Source organism: Bacillus sp. SM2101 (assembly GCF_018588585.1).
Classification (GTDB): domain Bacteria; phylum Bacillota; class Bacilli; order Bacillales; family SM2101; genus Nanhaiella; species Nanhaiella sioensis.
Genome location: NZ_JAEUFG010000002.1, coordinates 279,126 through 291,608 on the forward strand (window position 1 = coordinate 279,126; position 12,483 = coordinate 291,608).

13 protein-coding genes and 1 pseudogene are annotated in these 12,483 nt (G+C 33.5%); 6 read left to right on the forward strand and 8 right to left on the reverse strand.

Annotation, left to right across the window (positions count from 1 at the left end; translation table 11 throughout):
- Positions 1-11: 11 nt before the first annotated feature.
- Both JM172_RS03465 and JM172_RS03470 read right to left on the reverse strand, forming a co-directional pair.
- Positions 12-392, reverse strand: coding sequence for a phage holin family protein (locus tag JM172_RS03465; protein ID WP_214480675.1), 381 nt, complete (start codon positions 390-392; stop codon positions 12-14).
- Positions 393-798: 406 nt separating this feature from the next.
- Positions 799-993 (reverse strand): XtrA/YqaO family protein, encoded by a 195-nt coding sequence (locus JM172_RS03470; RefSeq protein ID WP_214480676.1) that lies wholly within the window; start codon positions 991-993, stop codon positions 799-801.
- Positions 994-1,231: 238 nt separating this feature from the next.
- Between JM172_RS03470 and JM172_RS03475 the strand changes: the two genes are divergently transcribed.
- Both JM172_RS03475 and JM172_RS03480 read left to right on the forward strand, forming a co-directional pair.
- Entirely contained in the window at positions 1,232-1,588 is a 357-nt protein-coding gene (locus JM172_RS03475; RefSeq protein WP_214480677.1) for a helix-turn-helix domain-containing protein, read from the forward strand.
- A gap of 107 nt (positions 1,589-1,695) precedes the next feature.
- Positions 1,696-2,175, forward strand: coding sequence for an ImmA/IrrE family metallo-endopeptidase (locus JM172_RS03480; protein ID WP_214480678.1), 480 nt, complete (start codon positions 1,696-1,698; stop codon positions 2,173-2,175).
- Between the two features lie 124 nt (positions 2,176-2,299).
- Here JM172_RS03480 and JM172_RS03485 read toward each other — a convergent pair whose 3' ends face one another.
- The 3 genes and pseudogenes from JM172_RS03485 to JM172_RS03495 form a co-directional block, all read right to left on the reverse strand.
- Positions 2,300-2,818 (reverse strand): RNA-binding S4 domain-containing protein, encoded by a 519-nt coding sequence (locus JM172_RS03485; protein WP_214480679.1) that lies wholly within the window; start codon positions 2,816-2,818, stop codon positions 2,300-2,302.
- A gap of 374 nt (positions 2,819-3,192) precedes the next feature.
- Positions 3,193-3,729 (reverse strand): annotated as a pseudogene (locus tag JM172_RS25595) (methyl-accepting chemotaxis protein); the annotation flags it as partial.
- A 952-nt stretch (positions 3,730-4,681) separates the two neighbouring features.
- Complete coding sequence (locus tag JM172_RS03495) at positions 4,682-5,221, reverse strand: GNAT family N-acetyltransferase (RefSeq protein WP_214480681.1); 540 nt, start codon at positions 5,219-5,221, stop codon at positions 4,682-4,684.
- A gap of 394 nt (positions 5,222-5,615) precedes the next feature.
- Here JM172_RS03495 and JM172_RS03500 point away from each other — a divergent pair, with 394 nt between their 5' ends.
- On the forward strand, positions 5,616-6,167 hold the full coding sequence (locus JM172_RS03500; RefSeq protein WP_214480682.1) for a pyridoxamine 5'-phosphate oxidase family protein: 552 nt from the start codon (positions 5,616-5,618) through the stop codon (positions 6,165-6,167).
- 88 nt (positions 6,168-6,255) lie between these two features.
- Positions 6,256-7,107 (forward strand): phosphotransferase, encoded by an 852-nt coding sequence (locus JM172_RS03505; RefSeq protein ID WP_214480683.1) that lies wholly within the window; start codon positions 6,256-6,258, stop codon positions 7,105-7,107.
- Between the two features lie 134 nt (positions 7,108-7,241).
- Here JM172_RS03505 and JM172_RS03510 read toward each other — a convergent pair whose 3' ends face one another.
- Positions 7,242-8,150 carry a pseudouridine-5'-phosphate glycosidase gene (locus tag JM172_RS03510; protein ID WP_214480684.1) on the reverse strand — a complete coding sequence of 303 codons (909 nt, stop codon included), beginning with the start codon at positions 8,148-8,150 and terminating at the stop codon, positions 7,242-7,244.
- Positions 8,151-9,245: a carbohydrate kinase gene (locus JM172_RS03515; protein ID WP_214480685.1), complete on the reverse strand. Its 1,095-nt coding sequence runs from the start codon at positions 9,243-9,245 to the stop codon at positions 8,151-8,153.
- Positions 9,246-9,671: 426 nt separating this feature from the next.
- Between JM172_RS03515 and JM172_RS03520 the strand changes: the two genes are divergently transcribed.
- Both JM172_RS03520 and JM172_RS03525 read left to right on the forward strand, forming a co-directional pair.
- Positions 9,672-10,346 carry a response regulator transcription factor gene (locus tag JM172_RS03520; RefSeq protein ID WP_214480686.1) on the forward strand — a complete coding sequence of 225 codons (675 nt, stop codon included), beginning with the start codon at positions 9,672-9,674 and terminating at the stop codon, positions 10,344-10,346.
- A complete protein-coding gene (locus JM172_RS03525) occupies positions 10,343-11,725 on the forward strand; it encodes a HAMP domain-containing sensor histidine kinase (RefSeq protein WP_214480687.1) in 1,383 nt (460 codons plus the stop codon). The genes JM172_RS03520 and JM172_RS03525 overlap by 4 nt, the downstream gene beginning before the upstream one ends.
- Positions 11,726-12,014: 289 nt before the next feature.
- Here JM172_RS03525 and JM172_RS03530 read toward each other — a convergent pair whose 3' ends face one another.
- Positions 12,015-12,482: a GNAT family N-acetyltransferase gene (locus JM172_RS03530; protein ID WP_214480688.1), complete on the reverse strand. Its 468-nt coding sequence runs from the start codon at positions 12,480-12,482 to the stop codon at positions 12,015-12,017.
- Between the last annotated feature and the right edge of the window lies 1 nt (position 12,483).

Here is a 12,483-nt window from a genome sequence, read left to right on the forward strand (position 1 = left end):
TTACTCGTTTTTCATTTTCTCGTCGATGCATTACTATTAAATACTTTGATTACTTCACGTATTTGTCGGGGAATTGGTACACCAAGTTTACCACCGTTTTCTGTAATACTAATAAACTCAATAATAATATAAGCGATTGTTACCCCGTCGCCAATGTAACCTGTGCTAAACACTATTTTTTCCAGTAAATAAACTGCGCTAATTAATAATAGGACGTACATTTTTTTCAGTAATCCTTTAAAACCATTTGCACCATTCAGATTTTTATCCATTAGACCAACAAGTAAGCCTGTAATACAATCAATAACCATCATTGCTAGGAGTATAGCTATTGCTAGACCTACACCTTCTATTAATAATGAGATGACATATCCAATTCCTACCCATTCCATACAAGCTCTCCTTTCTCAGCAAAAATATTCTATCTCAACCTTAACTTGTTCTAAGATTTTTTTATTCCATCTATCTAAAGTCAATTTGCATTTTTTCCATTCTCACTATTTTGTTTTGACTAACTTTTGGAATCTTAGGCTACGTGACGATGGTACTGTAATGGCAGTCCATGTTCCTATTAATGTTTTTAATTACTTACCAATCAAACGGACTAAGATACTCTTTTGACAACCACCTACAATTTTCACAATGATTTTTTATAGCTTAGTTGAATCTTTACCAAATCACCTCAATTCATCATTTTTTAGTTACTAAGTTTATAAGAAAGGACACCAAACCTCAGATATGATATCCAAAGCTTGGTGTCCTCCAGTCGACTGGTAGAACGTGATTTATTTTTCTCTGTTAAAACTCTTCACCTTCATCAAACTTAACTCTTGTCACTTCGTTTTGATGAGTAATAATCTTTGTTTCACCGTAACTAGGTAATTGAGAGATCTTTGCTTTCCCGTTACTTACAATAACAACATAAGGTGCCTGTTGTTCATTTACATTAGTTTCAAACGTTGAATCTGTGATATCTATTTCTTTCAATCGCATTTATCATCCCCACTACTTAAGGTGTAACGGGATTCACCTACCTTCCTTAAATAAATTGCCATATTGGCAAAAAATATTTCTTCCACTTATGAATATGTCATATTTTTGTGATAATATCATATTAACTTACCTAAAAGGTAATTGTCCACATCTTTTTACCATTTAGGTAATTATACTTACTTACCGAATTGGTAAATGCTAAAATATAATCATAAATAACTGTAGAGGAGAATATTCGATGAAGGTATTAGGGGAACGGATCAGATCGTTACGGCTAAGTCAGGGATTTTCACAAAAGGAGGTTGCTCATGCGATCGGAGTATCTAATGTCCAGCTCTCCCGTTATGAATCTGGTGATCGCAAGCCTGATGCGGAAACAATCAAGGACCTTGCAGATTTTTTCAATGTATCAACAGATTACTTGTTAGGACGAGCAGACAATCCCGTTTCATTAGCTCTAGTAAAACAAGAAGATCATAAAGAAAGCTTATTTTTCTTTGATCAAAAGAGTATTACAGAGGAGGAAGCCCAAGCATTAAATGATCACTTAAAATACCTGCGAGCAATCGCTAAAAAAGTAAATAAGGACGACTAATCATAGCTTACAAATATTTTAGTCAACTCCATTTAATTCTATTTCCACTACTAAATGATTGCAAATAAGAACATATGTTTGTATAATTTATGTAAGAGGTGAAATTTGTGGAAGTAGTATATAAACCAACACTTTTAGAAACATGGGTTTCAGTTTGGTATAAAAAAATGAACATCCATCAACCATCAGATATCCTTGAAGAAGCCATTTGTCAAATCAATAATATTTATTTTTTCCGAAGGCCCATACCGAGCTATTCTTATGAGAACGGCAAGTTTAAATCCATTACTGTTGATTCAAGAGTACAAGCTTTACAGCAGAGAGAACAATTTTTTCACGAGCTCTGTCATATTCTTCGACATTACGGCTGGCAATTACAAATGATGCCTCCAACATTTAGAGACTTACAAGAGCGTGATGCCCAACATTTCACTTTATATGCAGCAATTCCATACCATATGATAATGGCATATAATCTCAAAAGCTCAACAATCATCGATACACTTATAGAAGACTTCAAGGTTAGCGAGCAGCTATGTACAGAAAGAGTAAGAAGAATATTTAGAAATTCATCAGTTGTAAAATAACTCCTTTAGGGTAACAGTGTCTGTATATTTACACTTAAGATGTAGACATATCATGATGATTAATACTAGTAAACAAAAAAAGACCGAGAAATTTCTCGGCCCATCCCTATATAAAAACTACGGCTTAAACATCATGCTCAGTGTTAGTTATTAATAGAACAATGTTATCTCCACTACGTATTCTTGTACTTGGCTTAACATGTTGTTTATTAACAGTTATTAAACTGTCCTGCAACTTTTTTACAATTTCGTTTCTACTAATATTACTTAAGCGATCAGCTAACACTTTATCTATTCGAAAATCACCAATCACATGAATTATTGATATTTGAACACATGCTATCTCATTAACTACTAACGATTTATAACAAATTGGGGTATTAACTTCGTCATCAGTTGGGACAGCTTCATTCAACCTAATGTGATCGGTATAGCTTTTATAAGCTTCAAGCTTTTTATTCCACGTATGGTTTTTTTCACACTTATAAATCGCATATCGATAAATATTTTTTCCATTCGCATTATGGCGTCTAATTAATGTATCGTAATAGAGAACGACTCTACCACAATTTGAACAATAGCGTTGCTCTTGTATCACATCTTCCATATTAATTAAATTCCAATAAAAGTGTTTTACGTTCATTTTCTTCACCTCTTCACAAGATAAAGAAACGAAACAACTACTCGGATATATTTTGTAGCATGACCAATTTCTTAATTATTGCATATAAAAAAGTTCCCCCGACAGCGAGAGAACTTAGAATATTGCATACTACACATATTCGTTCCGTTCCTTTGTAATGGGATAAAAAGACAGACTTCTCCTAAGAAAATATATACTATTTCAAAGAAGCACTATCAAATTTGTTGGTCCATTACAAAGTAGATGTTGGCATAAACAGAACCGAATCCTTTCTCCAAGTAGATTTATTTGTATATTAACATACACTACTAAAATTACCAATATATTCTTATACTATTAACTGTTATAAAACATGCGTATCATTATTAAGCCTTTCATGAATCTAATGCAACAATCTTCTTTCCTAGGTTAGAAAAACCATCTGACAATCTAGAAATACTTTGTTGTTGGTTAATGACTAATTCTTTGACATCAGCAATACTATTTGTGTTCTTCTGAGTGATATTTGTGTTAACTTCAACTTTTGAACCTACCTCTTGCATCATCGATTGAACACCCATTATAAATTCTTGCAAATGTATCGTTTTATCATGGAAACTTTCCATGTAAGAATTTACATTTGAAGATATCATTCTTACATGATTCATTCCTTGTCGATTCTTCTTAATGGATTCCTGAGATCCAGTTATCGTGTGCGATGCTTTGTTAATTTTCTCTCGAAAAGCTAAAAGATGTTCACCAATTGATTCAGATGACTCTTTTGAAGACTCAGCGAGCTTTCTTACCTCTTCTGCAACAACAGAAAATCCTTTACCGTGTTCTCCCGCTCTAGCAGCTTCAATCGCTGCGTTTAATGCTAATAAATTCGTTTGTTCCGCTATATCTGATATTGTGCTTAAAGTGTCTTCAATAATTTGTGTTGTGTTTTTTACATCTTCCATTAAATCAACGGTTAGTTCAATGTCACAATTAAATTCTTCAAGATCTTTTTCTAATTCTCCGACTTTGCTCACGCTTTCTGTTGTTGCCTGTTTTGTAGATTCAACATATTCATTCATTTCTACAACGGATTTAGTAATATTTTCTATTTGTACATTTGTTGATTCCATTTCACTATACAATTCCTCTGTAAGGCTTGCTTGTTCACCATAAGCAATTACCATACTTTCAATTGAAGCCATCATTTCCTCAGACCGTTGACCTGCATCGTTTGTTTCAGTATTTAAATTCTCTTGATACTCTTTAACTGAAACAATTGAGGAATGGATATTAGCTAAAATGTGTGTAAGGTTATCTTTAGATTTGATCGCTTCGGCCTTCTGTTCTTCATTTTCTTCCCGTAATTTATTATTAAATCTCGTCTGTACAGCATTTGCAACGAAAACAAATAAAAATGACATTAAAATATATGCTGTATCTTGTTGCGTGATCTCAGCTATAGATTGTTCAAGATTTAATAACACAACTACGAATGTAATAATAAAAACTACAATGTTTATATTTCTTTCTTGATATATTCCCACTATAGTCATTAAAACAAATAAGAACATGATATTTACAATATGAGGATCTAAGACAAGTAACATGATCATGAAAGTGCCTGCTAGAAGGATATTAAAGTATTTAAATATATTCACATATTTCTTTAATTTAGATCGGTTGGAAATGAAATAAACTGGTCCTAAAACTAAATATATAAACCCTAATAAAGGTAATACTACATTTAAAGGCACACCTATTAATATGTTAAATATTTGAGTTAACGTAACCATTGCAGCAAAAATAATCATGACTATGTTATTTCTTTCATTCATTAATTTCATATTACTTTCCATGCAAAAAACTACTTCCCTTCTCTGTTGTTTAAACTGAAACTACATCTTTTATTTCGACCATTTCCTTCCACCAATTGAACGTGTTTTTATTTTCATAAACAACTACTGCATCCATTATTGCAGGTATTACATCTGCTCCTTTATAGAAAAATTTATCACTTACTTGTTTAATATCACACTTGTAAACTTTATCAATATATTGATAAACTTTGGGATCACATAAGGCAATAGCATGTGTGTATTTATATCTTTCTGCATATTGAACAGCCAACCTAATTCCATTCATTCCTAACACACCTCGATAATGAGGTAAAACGGCATAACCGTCAATTTCAAAGACTTTCATGTCCTCTTTAATAACGTCTTTAAATATTTCACTTGTAAATTCGCTCATGTATGCAGATGGTGAAAATTCAACAGTCCCCCCTGCTTCTCCATTATCAGCTATTAATAAAAATTTATCGGAGTGTTGATTATGTTCCATTTCAAATCCTTTTTCTTGCCAACACGATTGCTTAATGTTGTTAAACAAATCTAATTGAGATGTACTACTTACAACTTTATACATTGCTTCGCCAACTTTCTCCTCATTTATTAATTATTCCTATCCTTACTATATCGCCATTAATTACAAATTTTTAATACTACTTTCTATTTATTTCATAAAATTTAACAACTAGTTATTTTGTAACAACAAATTGAATTTTTTACCAATTTATACTTTTTAAAAATAAGTCATCAATGGTTCTAATTAGGAGATGCTCATAAAAATATGATGTAAGTAATAAGTTGACATATTATACTGTAAGTTCTTACAATTACGGTAATTCATTTAGCAAAATATAGGATGATTAACATTACTTCATCACTGATCACATACCTTCAACTATTGGAAAACCTTTGAAGACCTTCTTCTTTTTGACTGAAGTTCTTTACATTTTATAAACAGGAGGAGAATTTAGATGGGAAAACAATTTAGGGAGTTAACTGAAGAACAAATACACTTCATACAAGATCAACACATCTTTTTCATTGCCACTGCCCCAACGGGTGATGGAAGAATTAATTTGTCACCAAAAGGGTACGACTCCATAAAAGTCATCAATAACCATACTATTTCTTATGTGGATTTTGCAGGCAGTGGCAACGAAACAGCAAATCATTTACTCGATAATTCGAGGATTACATTTATGTGGTGTAGTTTTGAACAAAAGCCCCTCATTTTAAGAGCATATGGATACGGCGAAGTTATAAAAAAATATACTGATGAATATTTTACATGGATGGACAATTATTATGCTCATATCCCACCCGAATCAGCTAGACAAATTTTTGTCGTGAATATAGAATCTGTTCAAACTAGTTGTGGTTTTGCTATTCCGTTAATGGAATACGTAAACGATAGAGACACATTAAGTGCTTGGACAAAAAATAAGACTACTCAAGGAAAGTTAGACGAATATATAAAAAAACATGAACCTCGTCTAGATGAAAAATATCCTATACAAAAATAGATGAGCTTTAAAATATACAACTTTAGATTATATGAGGAACGAATGTAAAAAGACATATAGCCTTAATTTTTTTGAAGGGTTGAGAAATATGAGTGTAACAAAAATAATTAACCAATTAATAGAACATAATATTATCCCATCAAAACCAGAATATAAACCATTAACTGGTGGTACTGTTAGTGAACTATACCTAATAAAAAATGTGGATAACTCTCATTATGTTATTAAAATTAATGAAACTAATATTGTGAAGTCAGAGGCTGAATATCTTAATTATTATAAGAATATCAGTTTAATACCTAACCTTATTTTTGTAGAGCCATCGTATAAATACATCGTTTATTCTTTTATTCCTGGCGCTACAAACTATACACTGAAAAGTAAAAAAGACTTACTTATCACACTTGTGTTAGAGCTAATAAATAATTATCAAACAGTCACTTCAAAGGAAAATTGGGGATGGGCAGATGAACCAGCAGAATCATGGAGAGACTTTCTTAAGAGTGAAATCACTCGTGCGAACACTCACATAGCCCCTTATTTAGGCAGTGCTGAATATGATTTTGTTCTTAATTTAATTCCTGAATCATCTACTTCGACTCACCCGTACTTACTTCACGGTGATTGTGGTATGCACAACTTTATTTTTGACTTGGCAGAATTAAAGGGAGTCATTGATCCAGCACCGGTTTTAGGAAGAAGCTACTATGATTTAATTTATGCTTTTTGTTCCTCTCCAGTAGAGTTAACAGTAGAGACGATAGATTCAGCTATGCTGCATTTAACAACTGATGATCGTGGTTGCTTTTCATATAAGGATGTACTTATTGTCTTATACCTCAGAATAGCAGCATGCATCAAACATCATCCAGACGATTTTGATGCATATAAAAGAGCGTGGTATTACTGGAAAGAAATATTAACGAGGAGAAAGCTATAGTACCTATTAAATGAGCCTATTCTTTCATAGCTTCAAAATAGGAAGAAGTGTTTTATTAAGTAAAATCAAAGTCAAACAGCACCAGATTCCGGTGCTGTTTGAACTTATTATTTAGACGTGAGGGTAACCCATCTCTATAGATTTGCTGCTATTTTAGCAGCGACAATTGCATTATTTTTTACTAAGGCAATGTTTGCTATCAAGCTTCTTCCATCTGTTAATGCTTTCACTTTGTCTAGTAAAAAAGGTGTTGCGTCTTTTCCTGAAATTCCATTCTCTTCTGCTTCAACGAGCGCTTTGTCAATGATTGATGTAATATACACTTCATCTAATTCATCTTCAGTCGGGATCGGATTAGCAATGACGAGACCACCTTGTAATCCCAGCTCCCACTTCGTCTGAATTAAATTAGCTATTTCCTTCGGTGAATCTATTTGATAATCTACTTCAAATTGACTCGTTCTTGAGTAAAATGCTGGTAATGCTTTTGTGCCATGACCTATAACTGGAACACCGTTTGTTTCTAGATATTCTAACGTTAGTCCTAAATCTAATATTGACTTGGCACCCGCACATACGACTGCTACATTTGTTTGAGCAAGCTCTTGAAGGTCAGCTGATATATCCATCGTCTGCTCTGCCCCACGGTGAACACCACCGATCCCACCTGTGGCAAATACTTTAATGCCTGCAAGATGAGCACAAATCATAGTAGCTGCCACCGTTGTTGCGCCGTGCTTTTTCATTGCAACGATATACGGTAAATCTCTTCTACTTACTTTTTCTATTTCCTTACTCGTAGCTAATAGCTCAAGCTCTTCATTATTTAATCCAATTTTTATTTTTCCATCTAATATGGCAATTGTAGCAGGTACAGCACCGTTATCTCGAATTAATGCTTCTACTTCTTTTGCGGTTTCTACATTTTGCGGGTAAGGCATACCGTGCGAAATGATTGTTGATTCTAATGCTACAACCGGCTTTTTTTCTTCTATTGCCTTTGTCACTTCCTCTGAATACACTAGCACATCTTGTAAATTCATTTACTTATCCTCCTCAAAATATTGTTGATATGTTTTCACCAATAACTGCTCATGCAATTGGTTGTTAACCGTTTCTTGCGTTTGCAAAGTAAGCATTGAACAGGTCATTCCGTATTTACATGACTTCCTAAAATTTTCTCCTTTATTCATTGCATATAGAAAGCCAGCTACAAACGCATCCCCTGCGCCAGTAACATCTATCGCATCTATAGTAGGTGCAGTAATTTCTCCGTAAGCGCTATCATTTGTTTGGTAGATAATTCCTCTTTCGCCACGTGTAATAATGACATTCTCTACACCTAGCTGCTGAATTTTTTCACACAAAACACGATCATTTCTACACTCTCCAACTAATGTCATCGCTTCTTGTTGATTACAGATAAGCCAAGTAACTCCACCAAGAACATTAGGAAGCTTTTTCATCTTTGGAGCGGAAACAGGAGCAACGCAAAGCTTAATGTTATCTTGGCGACATCGTTCAATGATTTTTCGTATTAAATGACTAGGTAAATTAGTGTCTAGTAAGACAATCGATGAGGACGTGATGTGACTCCAACGTTTTTCAATAAAACTATCATTGATTGAATCATATATTGCCATGTCAGCAAGGGCGATAACCATTTCACCTTCTTGATCTAATACAGCTGTATATGTTCCTGTGTTCATCTTTGGAAGCTTCATAACTTGACTTGTATCAACGTATAAGTTTGTTGATCCAATCAACCATTCACCTTCTTGATCATCACCGACGACCGATACAAGTGAGACAGCACTGCCAATTCGCCCGATATTTTCTGCAATGTTTCTTGCTACACCACCACTAGATTGTGTAACGGAAACTGGATTAGACGAGCCGTACTGTATGCTCTCTTGTGATTGTGCTTTACGATCTACATTTGCTCCACCTATACATGTTATTCGAGACGCTTCTGGTAAAACATACGCTCTTCCAAGAATTTTTCCTTGTTTTGTCAATGATGAAATATAGCCTGCTATTGCTGACCTAGACAACTTCATCGTTTCTGCTAGCTCATTTTGCGAGATATAAGGGTTTTTACTTATCAAATGTAAAATATATTTTTCTTTTTCATTCATGAAAATACACCCCACATTCCAAAATAACAACATTTGTCTTAACAATAGACTTTTGTTTATTATTTGTCAATGAATCTCATAAACACTAACTTCTTGTAAGAATATGTATGATAAAATAAAATTAATTTAATAGGCTGTTTTCGCATCAATCGTTGTTTTACATACTATGATATAAACAAAGTTGACGTCTAGAATTCATGGTATCTTTTCTTTTGCAATACGATTACAACCGTATAAGATGACTTATTGCAGTTCTATTGGGGTCAATAGCAACAAAGTTTACGAAAAGAGCCTATCAATAAGAGTATAGTAGTTCAATTAAATTTGATCATCTACGAACTAGGTTGAGACTCTATCCCACCTAATTCGTAGATTCTCTGTGGGCTAAAACTAAAATAGACTAAGGTAAATTAGGAGAGCAATTGTATGGCTAAAAAAATTCTATACATAGAAGATGATTTAGAAATCGGCACTTGGGTATCAGCATGCTTGAAAGAGTGTGGATATGACATCACTTGGGTGAAATCAGGGGATGAGGCAATAAATTACGAAGAACAAATTGATCTTGTTATTTCAGATGTTATGCTACCTGGGCTCGATGGATTTACTGTCGGACAGCGTTTAAAAATGAAGTTTCCTGATACGCCAATTATGATGTTGTCAGCAAGAACTGCTGTAGAAGATAAGCTCCAAGGATTATCTTTTGCAGATGATTATGTGACAAAGCCTTTTCATATTGATGAGTTGCATGCTAGAGTCGAAGTATTACTTCGTAGATTTGGAAAAGCTTCACAGCAAATGGTTAAGCTTCATCACCTTGATGTATTTATTAATGAGTCACGTATTATCAATACTTGTAATAATGATGAAATCATTTTGACAGGAAAACAGCATAAAATATTCTTTTATTTATTGGACAATCTAAATCAAATTTTAACAAAGGAACAAATCTTTGAAGCGGTTTGGGGCGAGCAATATATAGAAGGAGATAAGACGTTAATGGTACATATCCGCTATATTCGAGAAAAGATTGAACAGAACCCAAGTGAGCCAGTGGTTATAGAAACAATCCGTGGAATTGGATATAGGATAAAGCAATGAAATTTCGTCATTCACTTCAAGCTAAATACATCATTATTATTTGTTTGGCAATCATGCTCGTACCTTTCGCTTTTCCTTTAACGATCATTCTCATTAATTTACCTTTTACAAGTACACTTGATAATGATGAGACCATTTATACAAACAGTATAAATCTTGAAAATATGTGGCATGAAGAAGCAGCTAAACTTGCTGGTGCTTCCGATGAAACAATTGACACCCGCTTACACGAGTTAAGCAAACTATACCCCGATGCTACGATGTTTTGGGTTGATGGAACAGGAAAAACCAGGCTGACAAAACCTATTGATGTGGACATTCAAAATCAATGGTCAGCCTCAAATAGTATAGCATTTATTAAGCAAACGTATGATAAAGACCCGTTTACGATCATTGCATTTATCGGTGAATCCACTACAGAAGGATTTATCATATTTCAAATTCAAAGAGACCTCATGTTAACTGAGTGGGAAAAGAACAGAGATCAATTTGAATACATTATTTATCTTGCAGTAATCATTTTAATGATCGGTTTTATTGTTGTATCATGGCTTTTTTTCAGAAGTATTCGCAAACGACTTATCTCACTACAACAGGTGATGACGCATCAAACAGCAGATGGTATCCCTGAACCAATACTCATTCAAAAAAAAGATGAAATTGCTCAACTAGAAGAAGCATTCAATCAAATGATTTACCAACTGAAACAAAGTCGAGAAAAAGAAAAAGAAGAAGAACAACTGCGAAAACAATTAATTGCAAACCTATCTCACGATTTACGGACACCACTTACTACAATTAGAGGTCATACACATTCATTGAATAAAGAAGAGCTCAGTACAGAAGGTGAACAATCTATTACGATCATTAATGATAAAATAGATTACCTTAGTCAATTAATTGATAATCTCCTCTCGTTCACGCTCATTTCGTCTAATAAATACCCATACAATCCAGAGAAGATTGATATATTACGTATCGTTCGTTCTTCGGTCGCTTCATGGTATCCGATCTTTGAAAAAGAAGGTTTTGTAATCGAAGTAAATTTACCTGAGCAGCAAGTACAATGGGTTGTTGATAAACAATGGTTTACACGCATACTTGATAATTTACTACAAAATGTATACCGCCATGCACAAGCAGGTAAGTATGTAGGAATTAGCATCATAAATCAACAAGGAAAAGACATGCTCATCATTAAAGACAAGGGTCCCGGTATGAATGCTGAATCTCAGCATAAAGGTGCAAAAGTTGGACTGTCTATCGTCCACTTAATGCTACAAAAAATGGAAATCTCTGTGTCACAAGTAAGCGATGAACACGGTACAATATTTTATCTTTCACAAAATGACTATATTAAGGATCACAGAACATTGTAGGGTGGATACATAGTTCCACCCTTTCTTTTTTATTGTTACTACACTAGAAGATAAAGATGTCATTTTACATAAAAGTCATCGCTCTATAAAGAAAAGGTGCTACGAAATCTAGTTGTATTTTTTAGTACGGAAAATAACAATCTATGTGAAAACAGCTTAATTTTATGAAAAGCTATATAAGGCTAAAATGAATAGCCAGAGTTTAAAACAAGATAAGGTGTATATGTATATATCAATCAGTACCAAGTTATCTGTCTAGAAAATGGTTTTGCACCATATTTACAATGTCTTAGTTAATCATATTCATCATTGCTCCCTTACAATGCTCAAATTCATTTCTGCTATAATAATCTACACTTTGGTCACTTGGCCAAACAATAATAAACTCATATTTTTGTTCTTTTGCCCACTTATTAATCGTTGATAATAGTTTACTTCCTATACCTGTTCCTCTATAGCCTGGAACAGTGTATACATTGGTCATAAATGCAAATGGATAAGTTACTCTCCCTGGTCTAGGTACTTTTTGTACAAGTTCTGTATATATATGTGAAACGATTTTCCCTTCAATTTCTACAACCCAAATAAACCACTCATCACTTGCTAATGACTTTATTAAAAAGGACTCACACTCTGTGTGAAACTTACTATATTCACTATCTTGTATTTTTCCATTTTCATCATCTTCTAATGTAAAATCCCATCTCATCTTAATTAATTGTTCAATATCTGTTGTTTCTGCAAGTCTAATATTCATA